27 protein-coding genes are annotated in these 26,541 nt (G+C 41.6%); 16 read left to right on the top strand and 11 right to left on the bottom strand.

Annotated elements, in window-relative coordinates; genetic code table 11:
• Window position 1: 1 nt before the first annotated feature.
• The gene (locus PSF28_RS10405) at window positions 2–349 is read left to right on the top strand and encodes a gamma-glutamylcyclotransferase family protein (RefSeq protein ID WP_004907442.1); all 348 of its coding nucleotides are present in this window, start codon (window positions 2–4) and stop codon (window positions 347–349) included.
• A gap of 308 nt (window positions 350–657) precedes the next feature.
• Here the strand turns inward: PSF28_RS10405 and ppa are convergent, their stop codons facing one another.
• Window positions 658–1,188 carry an inorganic diphosphatase gene (gene ppa / locus PSF28_RS10410; protein ID WP_004905951.1) on the bottom strand — a complete coding sequence of 177 codons (531 nt, stop codon included), beginning with the start codon at window positions 1,186–1,188 and terminating at the stop codon, window positions 658–660.
• A gap of 206 nt (window positions 1,189–1,394) precedes the next feature.
• A complete protein-coding gene (gene fbp, locus PSF28_RS10415) occupies window positions 1,395–2,402 on the bottom strand; it encodes a class 1 fructose-bisphosphatase (protein WP_004907443.1) in 1,008 nt (335 codons plus the stop codon).
• A gap of 163 nt (window positions 2,403–2,565) precedes the next feature.
• Here fbp and mpl point away from each other — a divergent pair, with 163 nt between their 5' ends.
• Window positions 2,566–3,948 carry a UDP-N-acetylmuramate:L-alanyl-gamma-D-glutamyl-meso-diaminopimelate ligase gene (gene mpl, locus PSF28_RS10420; RefSeq protein WP_210838033.1) on the top strand — a complete coding sequence of 461 codons (1,383 nt, stop codon included), beginning with the start codon at window positions 2,566–2,568 and terminating at the stop codon, window positions 3,946–3,948.
• Between the two features lie 101 nt (window positions 3,949–4,049).
• Here mpl and PSF28_RS10425 read toward each other — a convergent pair whose 3' ends face one another.
• From PSF28_RS10425 to argR, 4 genes are all read right to left on the bottom strand, one after another.
• Window positions 4,050–5,225, bottom strand: a complete 1,176-nt coding sequence (locus PSF28_RS10425; RefSeq protein WP_210838031.1) for an anaerobic sulfatase maturase — start codon at window positions 5,223–5,225, stop codon at window positions 4,050–4,052.
• A gap of 1 nt (window position 5,226) precedes the next feature.
• The gene (locus tag PSF28_RS10430) at window positions 5,227–6,951 is read right to left on the bottom strand and encodes a sulfatase-like hydrolase/transferase (protein WP_272685038.1); all 1,725 of its coding nucleotides are present in this window, start codon (window positions 6,949–6,951) and stop codon (window positions 5,227–5,229) included.
• A gap of 120 nt (window positions 6,952–7,071) precedes the next feature.
• Window positions 7,072–7,473 carry a DUF6122 family protein gene (locus PSF28_RS10435; RefSeq protein ID WP_272664542.1) on the bottom strand — a complete coding sequence of 134 codons (402 nt, stop codon included), beginning with the start codon at window positions 7,471–7,473 and terminating at the stop codon, window positions 7,072–7,074.
• An 87-nt stretch (window positions 7,474–7,560) separates the two neighbouring features.
• Window positions 7,561–8,031 carry a transcriptional regulator ArgR gene (gene argR / locus PSF28_RS10440; RefSeq protein ID WP_004907450.1) on the bottom strand — a complete coding sequence of 157 codons (471 nt, stop codon included), beginning with the start codon at window positions 8,029–8,031 and terminating at the stop codon, window positions 7,561–7,563.
• Between the two features lie 492 nt (window positions 8,032–8,523).
• On the opposite strand from argR, the gene mdh reads away from it, so the two are divergent.
• The gene (gene mdh, locus PSF28_RS10445; RefSeq protein WP_004905937.1) at window positions 8,524–9,462 is read left to right on the top strand and encodes a malate dehydrogenase; all 939 of its coding nucleotides are present in this window, start codon (window positions 8,524–8,526) and stop codon (window positions 9,460–9,462) included.
• A 72-nt stretch (window positions 9,463–9,534) separates the two neighbouring features.
• Here the strand turns inward: mdh and PSF28_RS10450 are convergent, their stop codons facing one another.
• Window positions 9,535–10,509 carry a LysR family transcriptional regulator gene (locus PSF28_RS10450; protein ID WP_115168095.1) on the bottom strand — a complete coding sequence of 325 codons (975 nt, stop codon included), beginning with the start codon at window positions 10,507–10,509 and terminating at the stop codon, window positions 9,535–9,537.
• 161 nt (window positions 10,510–10,670) lie between these two features.
• Here PSF28_RS10450 and PSF28_RS10455 point away from each other — a divergent pair, with 161 nt between their 5' ends.
• Both PSF28_RS10455 and metC read left to right on the top strand, forming a co-directional pair.
• Window positions 10,671–11,957 (top strand): amino acid permease, encoded by a 1,287-nt coding sequence (locus PSF28_RS10455; protein WP_210838028.1) that lies wholly within the window; start codon window positions 10,671–10,673, stop codon window positions 11,955–11,957.
• A 25-nt stretch (window positions 11,958–11,982) separates the two neighbouring features.
• Window positions 11,983–13,155, top strand: a complete 1,173-nt coding sequence (gene metC, locus PSF28_RS10460; RefSeq protein ID WP_272685028.1) for a cystathionine beta-lyase — start codon at window positions 11,983–11,985, stop codon at window positions 13,153–13,155.
• Between the two features lie 94 nt (window positions 13,156–13,249).
• Here metC and PSF28_RS10465 read toward each other — a convergent pair whose 3' ends face one another.
• Complete coding sequence (locus tag PSF28_RS10465) at window positions 13,250–13,522, bottom strand: helix-turn-helix domain-containing protein (protein WP_004905930.1); 273 nt, start codon at window positions 13,520–13,522, stop codon at window positions 13,250–13,252.
• 516 nt (window positions 13,523–14,038) lie between these two features.
• Between PSF28_RS10465 and PSF28_RS10470 the strand changes: the two genes are divergently transcribed.
• On the top strand, window positions 14,039–14,386 hold the full coding sequence (locus PSF28_RS10470) for a DNA-binding protein (protein WP_210835678.1): 348 nt from the start codon (window positions 14,039–14,041) through the stop codon (window positions 14,384–14,386).
• A gap of 134 nt (window positions 14,387–14,520) precedes the next feature.
• Window positions 14,521–14,883 (top strand): DNA-binding protein, encoded by a 363-nt coding sequence (locus PSF28_RS10475; RefSeq protein WP_102138218.1) that lies wholly within the window; start codon window positions 14,521–14,523, stop codon window positions 14,881–14,883.
• A gap of 40 nt (window positions 14,884–14,923) precedes the next feature.
• Here the strand turns inward: PSF28_RS10475 and ispB are convergent, their stop codons facing one another.
• Entirely contained in the window at window positions 14,924–15,895 is a 972-nt protein-coding gene (ispB, locus tag PSF28_RS10480; protein ID WP_210835677.1) for an octaprenyl diphosphate synthase, read from the bottom strand.
• A 334-nt stretch (window positions 15,896–16,229) separates the two neighbouring features.
• Here ispB and rplU point away from each other — a divergent pair, with 334 nt between their 5' ends.
• From rplU to cgtA, 3 genes are all read left to right on the top strand, one after another.
• Window positions 16,230–16,538: a 50S ribosomal protein L21 gene (gene rplU, locus PSF28_RS10485; protein ID WP_004905925.1), complete on the top strand. Its 309-nt coding sequence runs from the start codon at window positions 16,230–16,232 to the stop codon at window positions 16,536–16,538.
• 19 nt (window positions 16,539–16,557) lie between these two features.
• Window positions 16,558–16,815: a 50S ribosomal protein L27 gene (gene rpmA / locus PSF28_RS10490; RefSeq protein WP_004905922.1), complete on the top strand. Its 258-nt coding sequence runs from the start codon at window positions 16,558–16,560 to the stop codon at window positions 16,813–16,815.
• A gap of 165 nt (window positions 16,816–16,980) precedes the next feature.
• Window positions 16,981–18,156, top strand: coding sequence for an Obg family GTPase CgtA (gene cgtA / locus PSF28_RS10495; RefSeq protein ID WP_004907460.1), 1,176 nt, complete (start codon window positions 16,981–16,983; stop codon window positions 18,154–18,156).
• A 59-nt stretch (window positions 18,157–18,215) separates the two neighbouring features.
• Here cgtA and dacB read toward each other — a convergent pair whose 3' ends face one another.
• A complete protein-coding gene (dacB, locus tag PSF28_RS10500) occupies window positions 18,216–19,664 on the bottom strand; it encodes a serine-type D-Ala-D-Ala carboxypeptidase (protein WP_210835676.1) in 1,449 nt (482 codons plus the stop codon).
• Window positions 19,665–19,910: 246 nt separating this feature from the next.
• Between dacB and greA the strand changes: the two genes are divergently transcribed.
• Window positions 19,911–20,387 (top strand): transcription elongation factor GreA, encoded by a 477-nt coding sequence (gene greA / locus PSF28_RS10505; protein WP_004907463.1) that lies wholly within the window; start codon window positions 19,911–19,913, stop codon window positions 20,385–20,387.
• Between the two features lie 118 nt (window positions 20,388–20,505).
• On the opposite strand, the gene yhbY is transcribed toward greA, so the two are convergent.
• Complete coding sequence (gene yhbY / locus PSF28_RS10510; RefSeq protein WP_004905914.1) at window positions 20,506–20,799, bottom strand: ribosome assembly RNA-binding protein YhbY; 294 nt, start codon at window positions 20,797–20,799, stop codon at window positions 20,506–20,508.
• Between the two features lie 135 nt (window positions 20,800–20,934).
• Here yhbY and rlmE point away from each other — a divergent pair, with 135 nt between their 5' ends.
• From rlmE to secG, 5 genes are all read left to right on the top strand, one after another.
• A complete protein-coding gene (gene rlmE, locus PSF28_RS10515) occupies window positions 20,935–21,564 on the top strand; it encodes a 23S rRNA (uridine(2552)-2'-O)-methyltransferase RlmE (protein ID WP_004905912.1) in 630 nt (209 codons plus the stop codon).
• A gap of 48 nt (window positions 21,565–21,612) precedes the next feature.
• Window positions 21,613–23,622 carry an ATP-dependent zinc metalloprotease FtsH gene (gene ftsH, locus PSF28_RS10520; RefSeq protein WP_004907466.1) on the top strand — a complete coding sequence of 670 codons (2,010 nt, stop codon included), beginning with the start codon at window positions 21,613–21,615 and terminating at the stop codon, window positions 23,620–23,622.
• 66 nt (window positions 23,623–23,688) lie between these two features.
• Complete coding sequence (folP, locus tag PSF28_RS10525) at window positions 23,689–24,525, top strand: dihydropteroate synthase (RefSeq protein ID WP_210835675.1); 837 nt, start codon at window positions 23,689–23,691, stop codon at window positions 24,523–24,525.
• 4 nt (window positions 24,526–24,529) lie between these two features.
• Complete coding sequence (glmM, locus tag PSF28_RS10530; protein ID WP_004905906.1) at window positions 24,530–25,867, top strand: phosphoglucosamine mutase; 1,338 nt, start codon at window positions 24,530–24,532, stop codon at window positions 25,865–25,867.
• Window positions 25,868–26,087: 220 nt separating this feature from the next.
• Window positions 26,088–26,432, top strand: coding sequence for a preprotein translocase subunit SecG (gene secG / locus PSF28_RS10535; protein WP_004905902.1), 345 nt, complete (start codon window positions 26,088–26,090; stop codon window positions 26,430–26,432).
• The last annotated feature ends 109 nt before the right edge of the window (window positions 26,433–26,541 follow it).

A 26,541-nucleotide genomic window follows, 5' to 3' on the forward strand; every position in this document is an offset into this window, starting at 1 on the left:
TATGCGTGTAATTGTTTATGGCAGCTTAAGACAAAAGCAAGGAAATCATCACTGGATGACTTATGCTCAGCTACTCGGTGAGCATAAGCTAGAAGGCTATGAACTGTATGATCTTGGATATTATCCTGCGGTTGTCAAAGGGGATGGGGCAATAGAGTGCGAAGTTTATCGAATCAACCCGTCCATTTTGACAGAGTTAGATGAGCTAAAGAAAAACTCTCAAGACTATGTGAGGGAGCTCATCCCAACGCCGTATGGCAACGCTTGGATTTATCTGTATAAACATTCTGTTGATGGTCTACGCCAAATAAAAAGTGGCGACTGGCTGAAACGTGATGAAGAAGTATAACGGCTCAATAGCCACTATCGAGTCGTAAAAATATGAAACGCCAGCAATATTGCTGGCGTTTTTTATCAACGAATTGGCTTGTTAGGGCCCATAAAAAAGCTCTGGTATTAACCAGAGCTTTCAGACTGCTGACAAACATGTAATGTTTGGCAGCAAGTCTAATAGGTTTTGAAAATAAATTAGGAAAATCAATTTATTGATTTTCGGCTGATAACACAAAGTGGGAAAAACCACGCTTTTATCCCACTTTGTCAACAACCTCAAGCTCTGGTATTAACCAGAGCTTTCATAATGTTCCGAGAGGGAGATTATTTTTTTGCAGCGCGTTCGAAAGACTCGATGATCTCTGCTTTTGCAGATGCCGCATCTTCCCAACCATCAACTTTAACCCACTTACCTTTTTCTAAGTCTTTGTAATGTTCAAAGAAGTGAGTAATTTGAGCACGCAGTAATTCTGGCAGGTCGTTCACATCTTTAATGTGATCGTACTCTTTGCTTAATTTAGTGTGCGGAACAGCAACTAATTTTGCATCTTCACCAGATTCGTCAGTCATTTTCAGTACGCCAACAGGGCGGCAACGAATGACTGAGCCTGGTTGTAATGGGTATGGTGTTGGGACTAATACATCAACTGGGTCGCCATCTAGAGACAGGGTGTTGTTGATGTAACCATAGTTGCATGGATAGAACATCGCTGTTGACATGAAACGGTCTACAAACAGCGCACCAGACTCTTTATCAACTTCATATTTGATAGGATCTGCGTTCGCTGGAATTTCGATGATAACATAGATATCTTCTGGCAGATCTTTACCTGCCGGTACATTGTTCAGGCCCATTTAAATGTATCCTTTGTGTGAATAATGAATTTACCCTTGCTAACTTGTTGGAGGGCATCATATTTATGGCGGCCTTCAGACAAATTAAATACTCGGGTAGATAGCGTGGGGAACATTATAGCCGTAAAGAGGGGTAAAACTCACTAGTTGGTGAAAAAAAGGAACAAAAAAGGCGGGAAGCCCCGCCTTATAATTAATGAATTAGATTATTCCGTGTCAGGGAATTCACGCATAAATGATTCTGCTTTCTCTACCATCGACTCAGTTCCGACAAAGAACGGTGCGCGTTGGTGTAATTCGCTAGGCATGATATCTAAAATGCGGTTTGCTCCGTCACTGGCTTTACCACCGGCTTGCTCTGCTAAAAATGCAATTGGGTTGCATTCGTACAGAAGGCGCAGTTTTCCATTTGGATGGCTTGCGGTACTTGGGTAAATATAAATTCCCCCTTTGAGCAAGTTACGATGGAAGTCTGCAACCAAAGAACCGATATAACGAGTGGTATACGGGCGATTTGTTGCTTTATCTTCTTCTTGGCAATATTTAATGTACTTTTTAACACCCATCGGGAACTTGATATAGTTTCCTTCGTTGATGGAGTACATTTTCCCTTCGGAGGGGAACATCACTTTTTCATGAGATAAGCAGAAAACGCCCAATGATGGGTCGTAAGTAAACGCATGTACACCAACACCAGTGGTGTAAACCAACATCGTTGATGAACCATAAACCACGTAGCCCGCAGCTACTTGGCGATTACCCGGTTGCAGGAAATCGGCTTCTGTAACCGGTTGACCAATCGGTGTAATACGATGGTAAATGGAGAAAATTGTTCCAACGGAAACGTTTACATCGATGTTCGAAGAACCATCAAGTGGGTCCATTAAAACAACATATTTTGCGTTTTCTGCGCGGTCTCCTTCGAAAATGACAATTTCGTCTTCTTCTTCAGAGGCGATACCGGCGACTTCTCCGCGTGCTTTTAAAGCCGCTTTCAGTTTTTCGTTTGCATACAGGTCAAGCTTCATCTGAACTTCACCTTGAATATTCGAAACACCATTAGTGCCAAGAATATCGACAAGTCCAGCTTTATTAATATCACGATGGATAATTTTAGCGCCCAGTTTGATAGCTGATAATAAAGAAGTCAGCTCACCTGTTGCATGAGGAAAATCTTGTTGCTTTTCGACGATGAATTCGCCTAATGTTTTCATGACGAAGGTCCTGAATAAAATTGACAGAGGTTTTGCGGGGCATTTACCCTCGCGCGGGAAGAGTTTAACTAAATAAAAAAAAGATTAATAGGTTAATGCATTTATAAACCTGTTTTTGATGGGTAGAATAGTGACCAACCTCATGCTAATTGGATGAAAAAGAATGCACATACATATTTTAGGTATATGCGGTACCTTTATGGGAAGCTTAGCAATATTGGCTCGTTCTTTAGGACATAAAGTGACGGGTTCGGATGCCAATGTATATCCACCGATGAGCACATTACTTGAAAATCAAGGAATTGAACTCATTCAAGGGTATGATCCGGCTCAGCTTGACCCAATACCGGATATGGTAGTGATTGGTAATGCAATGACGCGTGGTAACCCTTGTGTCGAAGCCGTGTTAGAAAGAGGTTTGCCGTATACATCTGGCCCACAGTGGCTTCATGACCACGTGTTACCTGAACGTTGGGTACTGGCTGTGGCGGGAACCCATGGTAAAACGACCACCGCGGGGATGCTTGCGTGGATCTTAGAAGACTGTGGTTACAAGCCAGGTTTTCTAATTGGCGGTGTTCCAGGGAATTTTGATGTTTCCGCTAAGATAGGTGAAAGCCCGTTTTTTGTTATCGAAGCGGATGAGTATGACTGTGCATTCTTTGATAAGCGTTCTAAATTTGTGCATTACAGCCCGAAAACCTTGGTATTGAACAACCTTGAATTCGACCATGCGGATATCTTTGAAAACCTCGAAGCGATTCAAAAACAGTTCCATCATCTTGTCCGTATTGTGCCAGCCAGCGGCAAAATTTTCACACCTGACAACGACAATCATTTAAAACAAGTGATTGGAATGGGTTGCTGGAGTGAACAAGAACTGGTAGGTGGGGAGCATGGCGGATGGCAAGCAGAGAAGCTCAGCCACGACGGCAGCCACTTTGCTGTGTACTACCAGCAGGAAAAAGTTGGAGAAGTCACTTGGTCACAAGTGGGTAACCACAATATCCAAAATGCATTGATGGCGATTGCAGCTGCTCACCATGTGGGCGTTCCAGTAAAAGAAGCTTGCCTCGCTTTGAATAGTTTTATCAATGCACGTCGCCGCCTTGAGCTACGTGGTGTTGAAAATGGTGTCAGTGTTTACGATGACTTCGCACATCACCCAACCGCTATTTTGGCAACGTTAGAAGCACTTCGCAGCAAAGTTGGCGGAACTTCACGTATTCTTGCGGTGCTCGAGCCTCGCTCGAATACGATGAAAATGGGTATCAATAAGAACGATATTGCGCCTGCGCTAGGCCGTGCAGATGAAGTATTTCTGTTCCAACCTGCCAATATCCCTTGGATGGTCACAGACATTGCTGAAAAATGTGTCCAACCCGCGCGTTGGAGTGCCGATATTGAGGCATTCACCAATATGATTATTGAAACCGCACAGCCGGGCGATCATATTTTGGTGATGAGCAACGGTGGCTTCAGCGGTATTCATGGCAAATTACTCGCAGGTTTGAAAGCTAAATCAGAAACAGAGCAAGATGATTAATGGCCTTTTAATCATTTAGAAAATAAACCCCAGCATCAGTGAGTCATCTAGCGTTATAGAGTAGTTCATTGGTGAAGGGGGTTTTATTATTAACTGAGAGACTAAAACATTATTGCCTGCCGCCATTGTTGCACACCCCGCATATTGCGTTCATATTTTCGTAGTGGGGCCATCACGGCATCAAAAAATCGAAAATAACCATCACACAGCACATTTTTCCCTGTTGAATTGATATGCGCAGGGCAGCCACCTTGGCAAACGCTCTTTACAGTGCAGGATTGGCATTCTCTGCGGGTACTTTTATTTTGCCCAAAAGGGAGAGAAATAGAGTTGGAGACCTGTTCACTAAATGGTGTTAGTTCTGAAAAATGTCCCAAATAATGACTGGCGTTCATTTGGTGATCACAGGCAAATATTTCGCCTTGCGTTTCCATGATTAAGTTAGTCCCACAGCGCTCTGAATGGACGCAAGTTTGGCTTACATAAGTGAAATATTGGCTATATACCTGTTCGATATTCATCACAAATACTTGGCCAACATGGTTTTGGGACTGCCAGCGTGAATAAATATCTGTCAAAAATTGCCCCCAATTGCGAGCAGACAACGTAAAATGATGCTCAAGTGCACTACCTTCAGCCATTAACGGTTGAAATTGAATGAATTTCACACCTAACTGAGTGAAGTGGTCGTAAATAGTTACGGCTTGGTTGGCAACCGCATCATGAACAACTGTCAGAATATTAAACTCAATGCCAAACTCTTGTAATAATCGAATACCTTTTAGGACGGCTTCATAACTTCCTTGTTGTCCTTTTTTATCTAAACGATAACGGTCATGAATTTCTTTTGGTCCATCTAAGCTGACACCAACAATAAAATCATGCTGTTTTAAGAAGCGGCACCATGCAGGAGTGAGCAAGGTGGCATTAGTTTGTAAGCTATTGGAAATTTTGACCTGATTTGGTGCATATTTTTGCTGCAACGCAATGGCTTTTTTATAGAAATCTAACCCTGCAAGTAAGGGCTCTCCACCTTGCCATACAAAGTTAATTTCTTTGCTGTAGGCAGGTTGTGATGCGATATAGTGACGGATAAAAGGTTCTAACATCTCTTTTATCATAGGTTTAGATCTCGCCAGCTGATCTTCCGGATAATAACAATAATCACATTTAAGATTACAGCCAGCGCCAACGGGTTTAAGCAGAATATGAAAGGGAACGGCCGCTCGTGTGGGCGGCAAAAATACCGGCGGGTTATCATGAAAGGCGATTTTCATGTTATTCCCCTGACTGAGTTAGCGCTGGCACTATGCGCTTATGTGTTTCGGGGTCAATACCAAGGTAATTACCCATTTTTTCGTTATAACCAATATAATCAATAGCTTCCCCTTTGGCCTCAATAACCATTCCTGTTTTGGCAAACTGTTCATATTGCTGGCGAAGTTTTTCAAGAATGTCAGGGTACTGTGCGGCAAGGTTTTGCGTTTCCAGCGGGTCGTTTTTTAAATTAAATAGCTCCCATGGTGCCATTTCTGCTTTAGCCGAGGTAGGGACAAGGCGTCGTAGTTTCCAATCATCTTCAACTAAGGCTGCTTGGTTATGTAATTCCATAGCAAATGAATAACGCGTTTTTACTGGGATATTTTGAGTAAAATATTGTTTAAAGCTAACGCCTCGAACAGGCACAGGGGTGATATCTTTAATCTTTTTATTAGGATCAATACCCGCAAATTCATATAGGGTTGGAGCGATGTCATAAACGGCCATCGGAGTATTATCAATGCTTCCTGCTTTATTGATACCGGGACCTGTGATGATTAAATCGGTATTAATTCCACCTTGTGCGCTGGTGGTTTTATGGAAGTTTGCATAGGGTGCATTGCTAACATTGGCCCAATGAGGTCCCGCAGAGACAAAGGAATTTTTACGTCCTAAGTTTTCGTAGCTATTATCAAACTGCTGCCAAAATGCAGAATCGCCCTCGTAATAAAAGCCTTGAGCTGGGTTAGCCCCATTGTCTGTCGCAAAAATAATAATCGTATTTTTATCGCGGCCAGTTTCTTTTAATGTATTGAGTACATTGCCAATTTGCTCATCCATATTGGCAATCATTGCCGCATAGACTTGCATTGTCCTAGCTGCATAACGCTTTTCTTCAGGTGTGAGTTGCTCCCATTCTTTGTCTAAATCAAGATGAGGCATGGGGGTTTTATCTGTGATAATCCCGATTTCTTTTAACCGATTGATGCGTTGGCGATAAATTTTTCCATAGCCTTCATCATATTGGCCATCAAAACGTTGGATCCACTCATCCGGCGCTTGCAGAGGGTCATGAGGGGCAGTAAAAGCCAAATAGGCAAAAATAGGCTGGTCACTAGGGGTTTCTTTTATCCACTCTTCAAGTTGTTTTGCGTAGGCTTCACTGGAATAAAAGTTTGCAGTTAACGGTGTTTTTTCACCATTTAATGTGTAATAAGTGTGGAAACTTTCGACCGTTCCTAGTGGGACGGCATCATCAAAGTGGCTAGTCCCTCCGCCCATAAAGGCAAAGGCTTGGTTGAATCCTCTATCTGTTGGCCGCGAGCCATGGCTATAACCTAAGTGCCATTTACCGGACATCAAAGTATTATAGCCTGCATCTTGGAAGCGCTCAGCCAAAGTGACAACACGGTCAGTAAGCCGTAATTCATAGCCGGGCTCACCAACCGTATTCTCATACCACCACATTCCACCAATCCCCGCTTGTTGATTAGTTGCGCCAGTGAGCAACATGGAACGAGCGGGTGCTGACATTGGGGAAGTATAATACTGGCTCATCCTGACACCTTGTTCGGCCATAGTCTGCAAATTGGGTGTAGGAATTTCCCCTCCGAATGGGCTGATATCGGAGTAGCCCATATCATCGGCAATAATGATTAAAACATTCGGTTGTTCAGGGGGAGCGCTGTAAGCGAAATTCGATATTGCGCTACTCAATGCAATAGCTAAAAGTGTTTTTTGAATCATTCAGCAACCTTTTAATGTTAATAAATTGTTTAATTAACATTAAATATTGTCGCGGTAGATGACTATCGTTCTTTGGAATTATACCTGCAGTAATAAATCAAAAGCGCACTCATTTTATCATGAGGAAACGGAAGTAGGGCATTGTTGTATTGTTAAGCTCAATGTAATTGGAGCATTCATTTCTTTTTTTAAGCTTCCCATATAACAATCTAGTGAATCAGTAAAAAGGTGGAATAAACAACCAACGGCAATGGCTTTAAGTTTCCATGATGGCATGAATAATAACACCACATAGATAACGGCAGCCCAAAAAGAATGAAGCGGGTGGAATCCAATGCCACAGCGCTCAGGGTCGAAAATCGGATCAGCCAGCAGATGATCTAAGTCGATAGCCATCGTGGCAATCATAATCAGGGCGGCTAGTTTCCAATTTTTTCGCCAAAACAGGTAACCAAAGGCAATTGGCATCAGAAAATGAAAGCCGTAGTGTATGAAGTTACGAAAAATATCAAATAGCAAAATGATGTCTCAAAATCGAATAGAAATAGATAAAAACAAGAAGAGGGAAATTGAATTTCCCTCTTCTGATGCTTAAATTAGTATGGATTAGAGCTCTTGTTCAAACAACGCTAAAATCGCTTCATATAGCTCTTTTGTGGTAAAATTGTTTGCTGGCGTTGAGAAGATAGTATCATCACCAGCAATACTACCTAAAATTCCTTCCGCTTTACCTAATGAATCTAGCAAGCGTGCAATAAGCTGTGCAGCCCCTGGGCTCGTTCTGATCACGACAACAGAAGGGTTATAGTCTATATCTAAAACCAAATTTTTGAGTGGGCTGGTGGCGGTAGGGACACCGGGCTCTGTAGGTAGGCAATATACCATTTCCATTTTTGCATTACGGGTGCGAACAGCACCAAATTTAGTTAGCATCCTGGAAATTTTTGATTGGTTAATATTTTCGAAACCTTCTTCCTGCAAAGCCGTGACGATCTCAGCTTGCGAGCTAAATTTTTCTTCTTTAAGTAGGGCTTTAAAAGCCTTAACCAAGTCTTCTTGTTTAGACGGAGTGCGCATAATTAACCCATTCTTTTGCATTGAACTAAGTTGTATTATCCGTAAAAGTGCATTTTTATGCAACAAAATTGCGTTATGATGATTTTATAACCAGTGAATAACTTAAAGCTAGGTAAGCGCATTTGAGTTGATAGCCAGAAGTATTTATTTATCGTAAATTATGGGAATGAAAAATTAGCATAATAGAACAATGAATTTTTCAGATATTCATTGTAAATTTATTGTTAACAAAAATGTTTTTGATTGAATAATATACACTAAAAACAACTTATTGTGCGAAATGCAATAGCCGGAAAAACTATTTGTTAAAAAAGTGCCCGTTATCTCATTAACAGATAAGGAATTTGTTTAGAATACAGGCAATTATTAAACAAGTTCTCTTGCGTTAAACTCTCTCTCTATCTGTTAACAAATTGTTTTTTATACGTAATGTGTTAAGTGTATAACAAATAAAGTGATATCTTTTTAAAGTACAAATTAAGGAGTTTCAGAATGAAAGTTGCAGTCCTAGGTGCAGCAGGTGGTATCGGTCAGGCTCTCGCCCTTCTTCTCAAAAACCAGCTCCCAGCAGGTTCAGAACTCTCCCTCTACGACATCGCACCAGTCACTCCAGGTGTTGCTGCTGACTTAAGCCATATCCCTACTGATGTTAAAGTGACAGGCTTTGCTGGCGAAGATGCAAAACCTGCATTGAAAGGTGCTGACATTGTCCTTATTTCTGCGGGTGTTGCTCGTAAACCAGGTATGGATCGTTCTGACTTATTTAACATCAATGCGGGTATTGTCCGTAACCTGATCCAACAAATTGCTGAAACTTGCCCTAAAGCATTGATTGGTATTATCACTAACCCAGTAAATACCACCGTTGCTATCGCTGCTGAAGTCCTGAAAAAAGCAGGCGTCTATGATAAAAACCGTTTATTCGGTGTGACGACATTAGATATCATTCGTTCTAATACGTTTGTTGCTGAATTAAAAGGCAAAAATGTTAATGATCTCGAAGTGCCTGTGATCGGCGGTCACTCTGGCGTGACTATCCTGCCATTGTTATCTCAAATTGAAGGTGTTAGCTTCACTGACGAGGAAGTTGCCGCGTTAACTAAACGTATTCAAAATGCAGGTACAGAAGTCGTTGAAGCGAAAGCGGGTGGCGGGTCTGCAACTTTATCTATGGGCCAAGCGGCTGCACGTTTAGGTTTATCTTTAATTCGTGGTCTCCAAGGCGAAAGCAATGTGGTTGAATGTGTTTACACCGAAGGTGATGGTGAACATGCTCGCTTCTTCGCACAACCTGTTGTTTTAGGCAAAAACGGTATCGAAAAGCATTTACCAATCGGTAAATTAAGTGCATTTGAAGAAAAAGCACTGAAAGATATGCTAGATGTATTAAAAGCAGATATTGAATTAGGTGAAAAATTCATTAATGGCTAATGCCAATTAATTTCTCCTAATAGTAAAAGGTTGAGTATCGTTTTGAACTCAACCTTTTTTATTGGTCAGTCATCATGAAGCATGCTGCCGCATCCAGTGGTCCCAATGCGGATCTGATGGTATTTTCTCTACTAAAAAATCAATAAATGTCCTGATCTTAGGTGAGTGAGTGTGGGCTGGGTGGTATAAGGCATATAGGGCAAATGGAGTGGATTTAGGGTCATAATCCAATAAGACAGGGAGCAATTCCCCGTTTTCAATATAATTGCCTAGCATGTAAGTAGGCAAACAAACGATACCTTGATGGCAGCGAGCTGCCTCCAATAACCCTAAGCTACTATTTACCTCAATCATATTATTAATTTCGAGAGGATATGCGCTGCCGTCTTTATCCGTCATGCGCCAAGTGTCAGGAATATTTGGGTTAATTAAACAATTGTGTGATGCAATATCGGCAGGGGATTGAGGAATACCATATCGTTCGAAATAAGTACGGCTCCCACAGTATACCCAATTAATATTACAAATTTTTCGTAATGCAAAGTTTTCGGGGGGATGGCTGGTAATTCGTAACGCAATATCAAAATCGACTTCATTTAAATTAATGAGCTCATCATTAAGGTCAACAGACAAACTTACTTTAGGATTGGTCTCGCGATATTCACTGTATATTTGCATTAAATGACAAACACCAAATGCAATAGAACAGGTAATTTTTAATTGCCCTTGAGCGTGTTGATAGAAGCTGGCGGTATTGATGAGTGAATCATCGAGATCGGCCAATAAGTTTTGCGATCGTTGCAATAAATAGCGCCCTGCATCCGTTAAAATAAAATTTCGCGTTGTGCGCTTTAGAAGGACAACCCCCAACTGATCTTCGAGTTGTTGAAGGCCTCGACTAACTGACGATGGTGTTACATTCAGCTTCTTAGCGGCAAGGCTGAAGCTATTGCATTCGACGATTTTAATGAATAGCTCTAAATGCCGAAAAATCGCGTAGCTGTCAATTTTTGCTTTAAACGCAAAAGTGTTTTTATTTATTAGCATTGTCATGCCCTATTAAACCCGTTTATTCCAGCATACTATAATTGTGAATTTATCGCAGTTTACTCATGCCACACCAGTTTTAAAAAGAAACGTAGCTCCTACACAATAATGTTGTTCCTAACTTTTTTAATAATTAAATCTATAACGTTGAGGAATAGACTATGTCTAATAGTATTCAGGCAAGTGCAGATAATCCGATTAATACGAAAAAGATCCCCTTTACAAAATATGATGTTGGTTGGGTTATTTTATGCATTGGCATGGCAATTGGTTCAGGAATTGTTTTTATGCCTGTGCAAATTGGTATCAAAGGTATTTGGGTCTTTATTGCAGCGACAATGCTTTCTTATCCAGCAATTTATTGGCTACAAAATTTATATCTAAGAACATTATCAGAATCTGAAGAATGTAATGATTACGCGAGTGTTATTACACAATATTTGGGGAAAAACTGGGGGATAGCATTAGGAATTGCCTATTTCTTGATGTTATTGCACGGGATGTTTTCTTACTCGCTGGCAGTCACCTTCGACAGCGCTTCCTACATTAAAACGTTTGGATTAACGGAAGGGTTGTTATCCGATTCTGTTTGGTATGGGCTGATTATTATTTCGGTATTAGTCGCCATTGCTGCACAAGGGGAGCGGTTACTGTTTAAAGTCTCTGGTCCAATGGTTATTGTAAAATTTGGTATTATCGTGCTGCTCGGTATAGTGATGGTGCCGTATTGGAATTTTGCGAATATTACGGCTTTTCCTGATTTTCTCCCATTTATGCGAGATGTTTTTTTAACACTCCCATTTACTCTATTTTCTATATTATTTGTGCAAATATTGAGCCCCATGAATATTGCGTATCGTAAAGTAGAAAGTGATAAACGCATTGCGACATATCGTGCAATACGTGCCAACCGGGTTGCGTATATTATTCTCGCTGTGGCAGTTTTGTTTTTTGCTTTTTCTTTTACCTTCTCAATTAGCCATGAGCAAGCGGTATCGGCTTTTGAACAAAATATTTCAGCATTAGCGATTGCTGCGCAAGTGATACCAGGTGCCGTTGTGAAAGTAATGACCGCATTACTCAATATTTTTGCTATCTTGACGGCATTCTTGGGAATTTATTTAGGCTTCCAAGAAGCGATAAAAGGCATTGTTGTCAATCTACTGAGTCGATTTATTCCTGAAGAACGTATTAACCAAACAGTGCTACATTATGGGGTATGCTTAGGCGTTATCATTGCACTGTGGTTTTGGGTTTCAACACGGTTCTCAATTCTGTTTTTTATGCAACTTGGTGGCCCATTGTTTGGTATCGTTTCTTGCTTAATTCCTTGCTATCTGGTTTACAAAGTCCCTGCATTACACAAATTTAAAGGCCCAACAGTGTGGTTCATCATTTTCTTTGGTGTGCTGTTATGTCTATCTCCATTTTTTAAATTTTTCGAATAAATAATAATGTTGTTGAGAGGATCTCATGAAGAAAAAAGCGGTATCTGAATTTCATGTTGATACACAAGTCACCCAGCTAGGGAGAGACCCCGCTAAGCAAGCTGGGTTTGTAAATGCCCCCGTTTATCGTGGCTCGACGGTCGTATTTCCAACGGTTGACGCTTTAATTAATGATAGGGCGGAATTTAATTATGGCACAGCGGGCACGCCAACAATTAAGCAATTGGAGCAAGCTTGGTCCGTTCTTGCTGGAGCTGAAGGTACAGTGCTTTCGCCATCTGGTTTAGGCGCGATTGTGTTGGCATTGCTGACAACATTGAAAACAGGTGATCATTTATTAATGCCTGATAGTGTTTATCGGCCAACACGTAAATTTTGCCATGGTCTGTTGGATAAAATGGGGATCATCACGACCTATTATGATCCGATGATTGGGGCGGACATTGAAAAACTGGTAACGCCAAATACCAGCACAATTTTTTTAGAATCCCCTGGTTCTCAAAGTTTCGAAATTCAGGATGTTCCTGCAATTGTTGAGGTTGCAAAACGCCATAATATTGCGACGATTATTGATAATACGTGGGCGACACCTTTATTTTTTAAAGCTCATGAACAGGGTTGTGATATCTCGCTGGAGGCGGGGACCAAATACTTAGGTGGCCATTCTGATTTGCTTATGGGAATTGTCTCAGCAAACCAAGCGTGGTGGCCGAAATTACGTGAAACTTATGATTATATGGCCATGCTGCCGGGAGCAGAGGACTGTTTTCTTGCGTTGCGTGGTTTGCGAACCTTACCTATTCGCTTAAAAGAAGCGCAAGAAAGAGCTTTAAATATTGCACATTGGCTACAAGAACGCACTGAAGTGATTCGTATTTTACACCCTGCATTTGCGGATTGCCCTGGCCATGAAATTTGGAAGCGGGATTTTACTGGTTCATCGGGGCTATTTTCCATTGTACTTGACCCTAAATATACCCAAACAGATATTGCAAGAATGCTGGATGGCTTATCAATTTTTGGTATGGGGTATTCATGGGGAGGGTTTGAAAGCTTAATTATTCCATTTAATTGTGCTGAATATCGAACTGTGACTAATTGGAATCCTGGAGGGCCGACATTGCGCTTGCAGATTGGCTTAGAAAACTTAGATGATTTAAAACAAGACCTTGCTGATGGTTTCGCGCGAATGAAATAAACAAAGCCGTTTTTTATTGATTTGCCATCAAAAGATAACGCCGTGAATAAATTAATTTATTATTCACGGCCTTATAATTTAGTTCATTCAGTTTTTAATCTTCCGCTGGTGTTTTTACTCTGACTTTTCTTTCTAATAAATCCCCTGTAATTGGATCGTAATAACGACTCGGCCAAATTTCAGCAGGGTGGATCGCTAAGAAATTTGCAATGATCCATTCCCCTTTAGGCCAAGGACGTGATAGTGCATTTGCTAACGTTGAAGAGCTTAACCCTGCCTCGCGTGAAATTGCGGCAAGTGTAGTTCCACGTTTACGTAAAGCTGCGATGATATCTGCAGGGTGCCAGTCCGACTTCCGTAAAATCATTTTTTAGTCCTTTTTTCACTTAGAATCATGTAGAGTTAGTGGTACGAGTAACCGAAAATTATGATACATTCAGTACATCCGTTTAGTTATTGGAAATAAAATAACAGAAATTTCCCAAAATAATTTCTGATTTTTTCTTAAAAATTCATTTTATGAAACTGTCGTGGTTTTTATGAAATTAAATAGAAAGTCAGAATGAATAACTGTGAATTAGGATAAAACTTTGACGTTAAAACTAACTCTTTCTAGTTAGGGACAAGAATGGCATATTTAATGCTACTTTTTACTTGTACGAGTAATATATCTAGATTAGTTAATAAAATTAGTTAAATTATTAGCAAGTGAATTATTTAATTATCTGTTATTAAAAGAAATTAGAACGCTAATAACAAATATAATTTGTATATTATTATTTATAGGTATAAATAAAACGAATGAGTCAATGAGGTTTTGAGAAAATATAGATAGTTTTCAACAACTGAAAATTAAATTGTCATCATGACTAGGAGGGTCAGCATGTACAAGGAATGGCTAACGGCAAAAGAGTTGGTTGGGTTACAGGGGCTTCCCATGACAACTCAAGGTATTAATGCAATGGCAAGGCGTGAAAACTGGTTAAGCCGTAAAAGGCGGGGTATTCAAGGCAAAGCATTGGAATACCATATTAGTTCTTTACCTATCGATATTTTTGAAGGTCAGTTTGCTAACGAAACTTCACCACCTTATCAAGTAAAACGAAATGATAATGCCTTTATTTGGCAGGAAGCTTATAACCAGCTTTCCAATGATGAAAGAGACATTGTCCTGACATTTATTATGCGCGAAGGGGCATTAGCGCTAATTAATTTAATTAATAATAAATAATTTACAATTGCTTAAGGTGTAAATAATTAATATATAAAAATAATATTATATTGAATTTAAAAATTTTTTTAACTGATGACATTTTAGCAAAGCTGCAACAGCGGATTTCATAATAATATAAGCGTGAAGTGAAAATGAAAAAATTGTGGTTCACTGCCAAAGAATTAGCAGGGTTAGAAGGGCTCCCTACATCACCCCAGGGAATTAACCTAATGGCAAGACGAGAAGGCTGGAAAAACCGCCGTAAAAGAGGGGTACAGGGTAAGGCAGTTGAGTATTACTTTGAAAGCTTACCGGGGGAAATCCAAGGGCAGCTCAGCCTGCATGAGCCTTCGGTAACTTATCAAAGCCAAAGAACCGATGCATTGCAAATCTGGTCGGAAGCGTATTACCAACTGACTGAGTCTGAGCGCAATAAAATAGTGAAATACATCCTGCGTTATGGCCTGTCATCACTGCTTGCTCAAATTGATGAAGAAGATAAAGGGGAAAAATAACGTTTCCCCTTTTCTTGACCCGCTTTATCTTTTTTAGTGACTAAGAATGGCGTTGGATTGCGATATAAGCTAAGCCGATCAATGCATCTTTATAAATTGAATCTTCAATGACATTTAAGGCATCAATCGCTTTTTGTGCTTCTTCTTGGGCTCTTTCATAAGTATATTCAAGAGAACCACAGCGTTTCATGGTTGCAAGAACAGTATCTAACAAATGGCGTCCATTACCTTGTTCAATGGCTTGGCGGATCAATGCTGATTCTTCTTCGTTACCATTTTGCATCGCGTGAAGTAGGGGAAGTGTAGGCTTACCTTCATCTAAGTCATCACCCGTGTTTTTTCCCAGTTGAGCGTTGTCTGCATCATAATCGAGGAGATCATCAATTAACTGGAAAGCAGTACCAATATAACGACCATAATCTTGTAGTGCTTTTTCTTGCACTGGTGTTGCATCGGCTAAAATCGCCGATGCATGAGCCGCTGCTTCAAACAGACGTGCGGTTTTACTGTAGATCACTTGCATGTAGTTTTCTTCAGTAATGTTGGGATCGTTGCAGTTCATCAACTGTAAAACTTCGCCTTCAGCGATCACATTCGTCGCTTCAGACATCAGCTTTAGTACCCGCATTGAGTCGAGATCCGTCATCATCTGGAATGATCGAGTGTAAATAAAATCACCGACTAAGACACTCGCTGCATTACCAAAAACAGCATTTGCAGTTTGCTTTCCTCGACGCATATCAGACTCATCAACGACGTCATCATGCAGCAGTGTTGCTGTATGAATGAACTCGATCAATGCAGCGACCTGGGTATGTTTATGACCCGAATAGCCTAAGGATCGACCTGCAAGTATAGCGATCATTGGGCGGATCCTTTTACCACCACCACTGACTATGTAATAACCAAGCTGGTTAATTAGTGCAACATCTGAATTCAATTGACTGAGGATGGCTTCGTTTACCGCTGACATATCCTCAGTTGTCAGTTCAATAATAGATTCTAAATTCATCGTAATTTATTCATATTATTAGTTTTTGGTTCATTCCCGAAATAAAAAAATGGGAGACCGATAGAACAGTTATCCTTCTAGCATAACATTATTAATTATAAGATTATCAGGTGTGATGCAAAAAATGTTTAAATAAGTAACAATTGAGTGAATAGGGACGAAATCAATGCTCAAAAACGGTTATTGAGAAAAAAGTCGTATTTTTTGTCATCTAACCGCATTATTGGCTTGTGTTCTGCTGCTTTTTTGCGTAGAATTCGCGCCCTATTGTGAATATTTTATAGCGTACTCTGGAATTGAAATATTTAGCGGGTACGCGGAAAGCGGAGTTAATATGTACGCGGTTTTCCAAAGTGGTGGTAAACAACACCGAGTTAGCGAAGGTCAAACTGTCCGCCTAGAAAAGCTGGACATCGCAACAGGTGAAACTGTTGAATTTGATCAAGTTCTGATGGTTGCTAATGGCGATGAGATCCAAATCGGCGCTCCTGTCGTTGAAGGCGTTAAAGTGAAAGCGGAAGTGGTTGCACACGGTCGTGGCGAAAAAGTTAAAATCGTCAAATTCCGTCGTCGTAAACATAGCCGTAAACAACAGGGTCATCGTCAGTGGTTCACTGATGTTAAGATCACTGTCATCGCTTAAGATTTAGGAGAGCAGATTAATGGCACACAAAAAGGCTGGTGGTTCGACTCGTAACGGTCGTGACTCAGAAGCAAAACGTTTAGGTGTTAAACGTTTTGGTGGTGAAGCTGTACTAGCAGGTAGCATCATCGTTCGTCAACGTGGTACTAAGTTCCACGCAGGTAACAACGTAGGTTGTGGCCGTGACCACACTCTGTTCGCATTAGCGGACGGTAAAGTTAAATTTGAAGTTAAAGGTCCAAACAATCGTAAATTTATCAGCATCGAAGCTGAATAAGTTTTCTGACCTTTAATTCAGAATTAAAGCCCTGCAAAAACCTTTTGCGGGGCTTTTTATATTCAGATATTTGATCTTTAATGAACTACACACGTATTAAAGATACACCATCTCTGAGTAGAACAGCCATCCAGCGTTATGCGGCTCAGAAGCGGAGAAAGAATTATGAAATTTGTAGATGAAGCCAAAATATTGGTCGTGGCAGGAGATGGTGGCAATGGTTGTGTCAGCTTCCGCCGTGAAAAATACATCCCTAAAGGGGGACCGGACGGTGGTGACGGTGGCGATGGTGGGGACGTTTACTTACAAGCAGACGAAAACCTCAACACGCTAATCGACTATCGTTTTGAAAAATCATTTCGTGCAGAACGTGGCCAAAATGGCCAAAGCCGTGAATGTACAGGTAAACGTGGTCAAGACATCACTGTAAAAGTACCTGTAGGAACGCGTGTACGCGATTTAGGGACCAACGAAGTACTTTGTGATATGACTCGTCATGATCAACGTCATATGGTCGCTAAAGGCGGTTTCCATGGGCTTGGGAATACCCGTTTTAAATCTTCAGTAAATCGTGCTCCACGTCAACGTACTATGGGGACTAAAGGTGAAACCCGCGAAATACTGTTAGAATTGATGCTGTTAGCAGATGTGGGCATGCTTGGTATGCCAAATGCAGGTAAATCAACATTTATCCGTTCTGTATCAGCAGCAAAACCAAAAGTCGCTGATTATCCATTTACCACTTTGGTCCCAAGCTTGGGTGTCGTGCGTATGGATAACGAGCAAAGTTTTGTGGTTGCGGATATTCCAGGGTTGATCGAAGGCGCAGCAGAAGGTGCAGGTCTTGGGATCCAATTCCTGAAACACTTAGAGCGTTGTCGTGTCTTACTTCACTTGATTGACATTTGCCCTATTGATGAGTCTGATCCTGTCGAAAATGCGAAGATCATCATTAGTGAGTTAGAAAAATACAGTGAAAAATTGGCAGCAAAACCACGTTGGTTAGTTTTCAATAAGATTGATATCTTAGGTGAAGAAGAATCCGCACAGCGTGCGGCAGAAATTGCCAAAGCGATGGGTTGGGAAGATAAATTCTACATGATTTCAGCGGTTAACCACGAAGGTGTGAAAGCACTGTGTTGGGATATCATGGAATTTATGAATACTCAACCACGTGATATGGCCACGACTGAAGATGCACAGCAACCTGAAAAAGTTGAATTCATGTGGGATGATTACCATAAAGAGCAACTGTCTGGTACTGAAGATTTTGATGACGACTGGGATGACGATTGGGATGAAGATGACGACGAAGGTGTCGAAATCATTTATCAAAAATAGTTTATCTTAGAAATATAAAAGGCGCGAAAGCGCCTTTTTAATATCTAAATCACGTATGATCAGTTTTTCTGATACAGATCTTTATACAAACGGCTTTCAAACCGTACTAATGGTACTCGACGAGTACGTTGCTGGTTTTGTGGTACCGCATAAGCAGAGATAAACTGTACAAAAGCAACACGCTGGCCACTGGCGGTTGTGATAAAACCTGCGAGGTTATAGACCCCTTGTAATGCCCCCGTTTTGGCGGAAACTTTACCATTTACACCAGCCTCATCAAAGCCGCCACGATAACGCAATGTACCATCATGGCCTGCAAGTGGAAGCATGGAGATAAAATCGAGTTGTTGATCGTTTTTTGCGATAAATTGCAAGACCTCCATCATTGTTGCAGGGGTGATCAAATTGTGGCGAGACAGTCCTGAACCATCAACCATCACAGTATTGCCAAGATCGATCCCCGCTTTTTGCTTCAGTACTTGTCTTACCGCATCGGATCCTGAACGCCAAGTACCTGGGACACCATAATATTCTCGACCGATAGTACGAAAAACAGTGTCTGCTATCATATTATCGGATTTTTTTAGCATGACTTTTAGCAAATCATGTAGCGGCTTAGATTCAGTTTTGACTAACACTTGTGATTGAGGCGCTGGGAATGTGCGCTTTTTCACATGGCCGGTGAGCTCAATACCCGCAGTGATTAACTCATTTTTGACAATCGCCCCTGAGTAACTCGCTCCGTTTTGTACCGCAAAGGCAAGTGGTAAGGGCTCGCTGCGTTGGGTTAAACAACCTGTCAGGGTATAGCGATTCAGTTCACCAGGAACAACATCAAGTTCGCAATAGCGCGCTTCAGGGGAGCCTTTAGCTAATGTTTTGACTTCGCTGAACATATTGACAGGGTAAAAACTAGCCGCCTTAATGAAGGCATAGTCACCTGCTTTTTCAGCAGGATAAAGAGAAACTGAAAAACAGTTGCGGTCAATGATAGCCGCTGCAGGTGGCGCACTAAAACATTGGGTCATATCATTCCAAACCCAACCAGGCGCTTTGTCATGACTAGTAAAAGCAGAAATATCAACGACGAGATCGCCATCAACTTTATGGATCCCAAGCTGCTTTAACGCATTAGCCATATTACGAATTTGTTGACGAGTTAGTGTTGGGTCACCACTGAAGCGGATCACTAAATCGCCAGTCAATGTGTTGTTGCTAAGTTTTGCATCAGTTTCAAAATTGGTGACAAAACGGTAATCTGGCCCCAGTTGTAATAGGGCAGCAAGAGCGGTCACAACCTTTTGTGTACTTGCAGGTAATGCCATTTGCTGTGCATTATAATCAATTAATGGGGTGCTACTTCCCACTTTTTGCGCGACCAGAGCAAGGTTAGTGCCATCAGGTAAATATTGTTTGTATTCATCAATCGGAATCGCAAAAACTTGCGTACTGGCTAAGGTAATTCCTAAAGAGATGATCCATTTTCTGGTTAAAGTTAATAATGACATATATTTCACGCATTAGGGTGGACATATAATACATACTAAAGTGTAATGCCCAAGAAAGTAAACGGTGACCCGTTATTAAGTCTCAGTTAAAATAGCGTACATTATGATAAGATAAATGAGTACATAAGTCTGATTGCGTTTTTTTACTAGAACACCCCCCGGTTTTACGTAGGTGTTCGGTGTACTGTTGTTACAAAATCAGGAAGATACTTGTTTTTAGATAGGATTGAACCGAGGTATTTATTAATGAAACAGATCCCGATGACGGTACTTGGTGCGGATAAGCTAAGAGAAGAGCTTGAATTCCTTAAATCTGTCCGTCGCCCAGAAATTATTGCATCTATTGCAGAAGCGCGTGAGCACGGTGACTTAAAAGAAAATGCAGAATATCATGCAGCACGTGAGCAACAAGGTTTCTGTGAGGGCCGTATTCAAGAAATCGAAGGTAAGCTTTCTCACGCTCAAGTAATCGATGTAACTAAAATGGTCAATAATGGTCGCGTTATCTTTGGCGCAACTGTGACAGTACTGAATGTTGATACCGATGAAGAGCTAACGTATCGTATCGTTGGTGATGACGAAGCAGATATTAAGATCAATCTGATTTCTGTTAACTCCCCGATAGCACGTGGTTTAGTGGGTAAAGAAGTTGATGATGTGGTCTCAATTAAAACCCCAGGTGGCGATGTTGAGTTCGAAATTCTTAAAGTTGAGTATATCTGATTCCTATTTCCCTGAATTGGTTATATTATTTCCCTGATTTAAAGAAAAAGGCCGCAGGCGGCCTTTTTCAACATATAAAACATGCTTTCAATGGCATTTTTATATAAATGATGGGAAATTATTTAGGTAAAATGATTTTGCGGTCTGCCGAAGGACGGTAGATAACAAGAATTTTACCGATGATTTGTACATTTACTGCACCAGTTTCGCGAACAATCGCATCAGCGATCAAATTTTTAGTATCACGGTCTTCGCCTGCGATCTTGACTTTGATAAGCTCATGATGCGCTAATGAGAGTTCAATCTCAGCCAAAACACCTTCGGTTAAACCATTGTTGCCGATCATAACAACAGGGTTTAAATGGTGAGCGAGACTTTTTAGGTGCTGAATTTGTTTTTTATTAAGATTCATTGATTTTTTGCTTGGTTAGTATTGAAAATGGCTTATTCTACCGCCATCTGATATCTATCACCATCAATTATATCTTTTTGATGGTAAAGAAGCAGCAAGTTAGGTGAAGTTCTTTTAGTATAGTTGGAAAGCACAATGGCCAATAAAAAACGTTCGGCAAGCTCAAGTCGCTGGTTGCAAGAGCATTTTAGTGATAAATATGTTCAGCAAGCACAAAAAAAAGGGCTACGCTCACGTGCATGGTTTAAGCTGGAAGAAATCCAGCAAGGTGATAAAATTTTTAAACCAGGTATGACCGTTGTTGATTTAGGAGCAGCCCCTGGTGGTTGGTCGCAATACGTTGTTAGCCAAATAGGTCATAATGGGCGGGTTATTGCTTGTGACTTATTGCCGATGGACCCAATCGTTGGCGTTGATTTCCTGCAAGGGGATTTTCGCGATGAAGCCGTTCTCGCCGCTTTGTTAGAACGCGTTGGCGACAAAAAAGTACAGGTGGTCATGTCTGACATGGCGCCAAATATGAGTGGGACACCAGCGGTTGATATTCCTCGCTCTATGTATCTAGTTGAATTAGCATTGGATATGTGCCGTGCTGTATTGGCGCCTGGGGGGAGTTTCATTGTTAAAGTGTTTCAGGGAGAAGGCTTTGACGATTACCTTAGGGATATCCGCTCCCTGTTTACGAAAGTAAAAGTTCGTAAACCCGAATCTTCGCGGGCACGGTCACGTGAAGTATACATTGTAGCGACAGGGCTAAAACTATAGTACCCTGAGCGTTATTTGTTAACACAGTTGTAATATGAGGTTAATCCCTTGAGTGACATGGCGAAAAACCTGATTCTCTGGTTAGTCATCGCAGTTGTTCTGATGTCCTTGTTCCAGAGTTTTGGCCCAAGCGATTCGAATAGTCGCAGAGTTGATTATTCTACGTTTATCAATGAGTTAGCCCAGGATCAGGTACGTGAAGTTCGTATCACCGGTCGTGAACTGAACGTCAGAAAGGCTGATAATAGCCGCTATACAACTTATCTTCCTATGCAGGATGAGAAGCTGTTAGACACTTTGCTGAATAAGCATGTGACGGTTGTTGGTGAACCACCAGAAGAACCTAGCTTACTGACATCTATTTTTATTTCCTGGTTCCCAATGCTTCTGTTGATTGGTGTCTGGATTTTCTTCATGCGCCAGATGCAAGGCGGTGGCGGCAAGGGGGCGATGTCATTTGGCAAAAGTAAAGCCCGCATGCTGACAGAAGATCAGATCAAAACAACATTTGCAGACGTTGCTGGGTGTGATGAAGCCAAAGAAGAAGTGGGCGAAATCGTAGAATTTCTGCGTGAACCTGCTCGTTTCCAAAAACTTGGCGGTAAAATTCCAAAAGGCGTCCTGATGGTAGGGCCTCCAGGAACGGGTAAAACATTACTGGCAAAAGCTATCGCAGGTGAAGCAAAAGTTCCATTCTTCACCATTTCCGGTTCAGACTTCGTGGAAATGTTTGTGGGTGTGGGGGCTTCTCGTGTTCGTGATATGTTCGAACAAGCGAAAAAAGCAGCTCCTTGTATCATCTTTATCGATGAGATTGACGCAGTAGGTCGTCAACGTGGTGCAGGTCTTGGTGGTGGTCACGATGAGCGTGAGCAAACACTGAACCAAATGCTGGTTGAAATGGACGGTTTCGAAGGTAATGAGGGTATCATTGTTATCGCAGCAACTAACCGTGCTGACGTACTTGACCCTGCTTTATTACGTCCAGGTCGTTTTGACCGTCAGGTAGTTGTTGGCTTACCAGACGTTCGTGGCCGTGAACAAATTCTGAAAGTGCATATGCGTCGTGTTCCTATTGACCCAAGCGTAGATACTTTCATTCTTGCACGTGCAACACCTGGCTTCTCGGGTGCTGAATTGGCAAACTTGGTTAACGAAGCCGCGTTGTTTGCAGCACGTGCAAACATGCGTGTCGTTTCCATGGTTGAATTCGAAAAAGCGCGTGATAAAATTTGGATGGGTGCAGAGCGTCGTTCTCTGATGATGACTGAAGAGCAAAAAGAATCAACGGCTTACCATGAAGGTGGTCATATGATTATCGGTCATTTAATGCCAGAGCATGATCCTGTTCACAAAGTCACAATTGTTCCACGTGGCCAAGCGCTGGGTGTGGCCTTCTTCTTACCGGAAGGTGATGAAGTTAGCCGTAGTCGCTTGAAACTCGAAGGTATGATTGCGACAGCATATGCGGGTCGTATTGCAGAAGAACTGATTTACGGTCGCGATAAAGTAACGACGGGCGCATCTTCAGATATTCAGTTTGCAACCAATACCGCACGTAACATGGTAACGCAATGGGGCTTCTCAGACCGTTTAGGCCCAATGCAATACTCGAAAGAAGAAGGTCCAGCGTTCTTAGGTCGTTCTTCAGGTAATGGTTCTGGAATTTCTGATGAAACAGCACGTATTGTTGATGAAGAAATTAAGAAAATTTTAGACCACTGTTACCAACTGGCTTACAAAACACTGGAAGATAATATCGATATTCTACATGCAACGAAAGATGCATTACTGAAATATGAAACTATCGATATGCCAATGATTGATGATTTAATGAATCGTCGCCCAGTTCGTGAACCAGCAGGTTGGGATGAAGATAAAAAAGTCAGTAATGTGACGGGGACATTTGGTAAAGGTGCGGCAAATGTAGCAAAAACAGCCGAAAAACCTCAATCTGAAGAACCTAACAACAGTGCTGAAGAACCAAGTAATACCGATAATAGTAATAATACTGATGAATCAAAACCATCAGATAATAACGACAGCAAACCACAATAAGCGGTCGTGAAATAAAATACTAAGACCCCAGTTCGCTGGGGTTTTTTTCGTTAAGGAAAAATAACAATGCAAATCAAAGCGAGAGGCAGTGTTCTTGACTTATCCACACCAAAGGTGATGGGGATTTTGAATGTCACTCCTGATTCATTTTCAGATGGTGGCACTCATAATCGTTATCATGATGCGCTTGAGCATGTGGCAAAAATGGTTCAACACGGTGCGGCTATCATTGATATCGGTGGCGAATCGACCCGTCCTGGCGCCGCTGAAGTTTCTGTGAATGAGGAACTTGACCGAGTTATTCCCATTGTTGAAGCGATAGCACAGCGTTTTGATGTGTGGATTTCAGTCGATACTTCGAAAGCGAAAGTCATGGCCGAAGCCGCAAATGCAGGCATACATATTATCAATGACATTCGCTCGCTCCATGAGCCAGATGCATTAGATGTCGCCGCGAAAACAGGTTTACCCGTTTGCATTATGCATATGCAAGGCCAGCCAAGAACGATGCAAGAAGCTCCAAACTATGAAAACGTGGTGCGTGAAGTAAAAGACTATCTTGATGCTGAAATCACCCGATGCGTGACAGCAGGGATAGAGAAACAGCAAATTATCCTTGATCCGGGCTTTGGTTTTGGTAAGAACTTGTCGCATAATTACCAGTTATTGGCAAACTTAGAACAATTTCATAATTTCGGACTACCGCTATTGGCAGGGATGTCACGTAAATCTATGATTGGACAATTATTGAATGTTCCACCACAAGAACGCCTCGCAGGCAGCTTAACTTGTGCAGTGATTGCTGCGATGCAAGGAGCACACATCATTCGGGTTCATGATGTCAAAGAAACCGTGCAAGCGATGCAAGTGGTACAGATGACTCTGTCAGAAAAGGAAAAATAAGCGTATGAGCGACCGTAAATATTTTGGTACTGATGGTATTCGTGGCAAAGTGGGTGATAGTCCAATTACCCCTGATTTTGTTTTAAAATTAGGTTGGGCGGCAGGAAAAGTTCTCGCACGTCATGGTTCTCGTAAAATTATTATTGGTAAAGATACGCGTATTTCTGGCTATATGCTGGAATCCTCGCTAGAAGCTGGCTTAGCTGCTGCAGGTTTATCCGCATCTTTCACCGGCCCAATGCCTACCCCTGCGGTCGCTTATTTAACACGTACTTTCCGCGCAGAAGCGGGAATTGTCATTTCAGCGTCTCATAACCCATATTATGACAATGGGATTAAATTTTTCTCAATTGACGGAACCAAACTGCCTGATGAAGTCGAAGAGGCCATTGAAGCTGAAATGGAAAAACCGATCACTTGTGTTGAGTCAGCAGAATTAGGTCGTGCAAACCGTATTGTCGATGCTGCGGGCCGTTATATTGAATTCTGTAAAGGTACGTTCCCGAACGAACAAAGCCTAGCAAGTTTAAAAATAGTGATTGACTGTGCTAACGGGGCTACTTATCACATAGCACCAAATGTGTTTCGTGAATTAGGCGCTGAGGTTATCACTATCGGTTGTGATCCTAATGGGATCAACATCAATGAAGAATGTGGTGCAACGGATGTGCGTCAATTGCAACAAAAAGTACTGGAAGAAAAAGCGCACGTTGGCTTGGCATTTGATGGTGATGGCGACCGCATTATCATGGTCGACCACCTCGGTGAAAAAGTCGATGGTGACCAAATCCTCTTTATTATTGCTCGTGAAGCGCTACGTCAAGGCCAACTAAAAGGCGGCGTAGTCGGAACACTAATGAGTAATATGGGATTAGAAATCGCCCTAAAACAGCTAGGTATTCCTTTTGAGCGTGCTAAGGTGGGTGACCGCTACGTGCTCGAAAAATTACAGGAAAAAGGTTGGCGCATGGGGGCTGAAAACTCAGGTCACGTGATTTTATTGGATAAAACGACTACTGGTGACGGGATTGTTGCAGGCTTGCAGGTATTAAGTGCTATGGTACGTAACCATATGAGCTTACATGACTTATGCAGTGGTATGAAATTATTACCTCAAGTGTTAGTCAATGTCCGTTTCAAAGGCCAACACGATCCACTACAAAGTGATGCAGTGGTTGCAGCGAACGAAGAAGTTGAAAAACAATTGGCAGGAAAAGGCCGTGTATTACTGAGAAAATCAGGAACAGAGCCGTTAATCCGTGTCATGGTTGAAGGTGAAAACGAAGCTGATGTGACTGCAATGGCAAACCATATTGCGGATGCTGTAAAAGCAGCGGGCTAAATTGTTATGGGGGAAGCTGAACGATATTTTGATGATTTGTTGTTTTTTTCTGCAAATAATCAAATGGAATCAAAATAGACTTGCTTGTCGGCTCAGCTTTGGTTAGTATTCGCACCTGCTCAATCCCGTAAGAGTATTCTTTCACGGTCGAAATGAGCAGGTGTGCAGTGATAAAGGTCATAGCATTAGGCTATGCACCGCAACTGAATAGGTAACTCAAATGTATGTAGCTCTTTTAATTATTTTCTTGCTAGCGGCTATCGGGCTTATTGGTCTGATTATGTTACAGCAAGGTAAAGGTGCTGACATGGGAGCTTCATTCGGTGCGGGCGCTTCTGCAACACTGTTTGGTTCATCGGGCTCAGGTAACTTCATGACCCGTATGACTGGAATCTTGGCTGCTGTGTTTTTCATCATCAGTTTGATACTTGGCAATATGACTGCTAACAAGTACGGAACTGGTAGTGGTAGTAAGTGGGAAAACATTAGTGAACCTACAAAAGTCGAGCAACCAACAGACGTTCCGGCAGCACCAGCTACACCAACGAGCGATATCCCTCGTTAAGTGTGAAAGATTCCGAATGAAGGCAACTAATGCCATCATTAAGTAGTAAGCTCAGCGATGAGTGAGAAGTTAAAATTTGAGGTTATTGATTAATTATTGATAACCTCGC

Origin of the sequence: Providencia sp. PROV130, from assembly GCF_028482225.1 — a bacterium.
Lineage (GTDB): Bacteria > Pseudomonadota > Gammaproteobacteria > Enterobacterales > Enterobacteriaceae > Providencia > Providencia rettgeri.

Bases quoted from the DNA above. Each gene is read 5' to 3' on its own strand.
- yhbY (WP_004905914.1), bottom strand. From the start codon at position 20,799: ATGAATCTTAATAAAAAACAAATTCAGCACCTAAAAAGTCTCGCTCAC.
- PSF28_RS10465 (WP_004905930.1), bottom strand. From the start codon at position 13,522: ATGATTTTACGGAAGTCGGACTGGCACCCTGCAGATATCATCGCAGCT.
- PSF28_RS10470 (WP_210835678.1), top strand. From the start codon at position 14,039: ATGTACAAGGAATGGCTAACGGCAAAAGAGTTGGTTGGGTTACAGGGG.
- mpl (WP_210838033.1), top strand. From the start codon at position 2,566: ATGCACATACATATTTTAGGTATATGCGGTACCTTTATGGGAAGCTTA.
- PSF28_RS10450 (WP_115168095.1), bottom strand. From the start codon at position 10,509: ATGCTAATAAATAAAAACACTTTTGCGTTTAAAGCAAAAATTGACAGC.
- rplU (WP_004905925.1), top strand. From the start codon at position 16,230: ATGTACGCGGTTTTCCAAAGTGGTGGTAAACAACACCGAGTTAGCGAA.
- dacB (WP_210835676.1), bottom strand. From the start codon at position 19,664: ATGTCATTATTAACTTTAACCAGAAAATGGATCATCTCTTTAGGAATT.
- PSF28_RS10425 (WP_210838031.1), bottom strand. From the start codon at position 5,225: ATGAAAATCGCCTTTCATGATAACCCGCCGGTATTTTTGCCGCCCACA.
- folP (WP_210835675.1), top strand. From the start codon at position 23,689: ATGCAAATCAAAGCGAGAGGCAGTGTTCTTGACTTATCCACACCAAAG.
- metC (WP_272685028.1), top strand. From the start codon at position 11,983: ATGAAGAAAAAAGCGGTATCTGAATTTCATGTTGATACACAAGTCACC.
- PSF28_RS10405 (WP_004907442.1), top strand. From the start codon at position 2: ATGCGTGTAATTGTTTATGGCAGCTTAAGACAAAAGCAAGGAAATCAT.
- secG (WP_004905902.1), top strand. From the start codon at position 26,088: ATGTATGTAGCTCTTTTAATTATTTTCTTGCTAGCGGCTATCGGGCTT.
- cgtA (WP_004907460.1), top strand. From the start codon at position 16,981: ATGAAATTTGTAGATGAAGCCAAAATATTGGTCGTGGCAGGAGATGGT.
- argR (WP_004907450.1), bottom strand. From the start codon at position 8,031: ATGCGCACTCCGTCTAAACAAGAAGACTTGGTTAAGGCTTTTAAAGCC.
- ppa (WP_004905951.1), bottom strand. From the start codon at position 1,188: ATGGGCCTGAACAATGTACCGGCAGGTAAAGATCTGCCAGAAGATATC.
- PSF28_RS10455 (WP_210838028.1), top strand. From the start codon at position 10,671: ATGTCTAATAGTATTCAGGCAAGTGCAGATAATCCGATTAATACGAAA.
- glmM (WP_004905906.1), top strand. From the start codon at position 24,530: ATGAGCGACCGTAAATATTTTGGTACTGATGGTATTCGTGGCAAAGTG.
- PSF28_RS10475 (WP_102138218.1), top strand. From the start codon at position 14,521: ATGAAAAAATTGTGGTTCACTGCCAAAGAATTAGCAGGGTTAGAAGGG.
- mdh (WP_004905937.1), top strand. From the start codon at position 8,524: ATGAAAGTTGCAGTCCTAGGTGCAGCAGGTGGTATCGGTCAGGCTCTC.
- greA (WP_004907463.1), top strand. From the start codon at position 19,911: ATGAAACAGATCCCGATGACGGTACTTGGTGCGGATAAGCTAAGAGAA.
- rpmA (WP_004905922.1), top strand. From the start codon at position 16,558: ATGGCACACAAAAAGGCTGGTGGTTCGACTCGTAACGGTCGTGACTCA.
- fbp (WP_004907443.1), bottom strand. From the start codon at position 2,402: ATGAAAACATTAGGCGAATTCATCGTCGAAAAGCAACAAGATTTTCCT.
- ispB (WP_210835677.1), bottom strand. From the start codon at position 15,895: ATGAATTTAGAATCTATTATTGAACTGACAACTGAGGATATGTCAGCG.
- rlmE (WP_004905912.1), top strand. From the start codon at position 20,935: ATGGCCAATAAAAAACGTTCGGCAAGCTCAAGTCGCTGGTTGCAAGAG.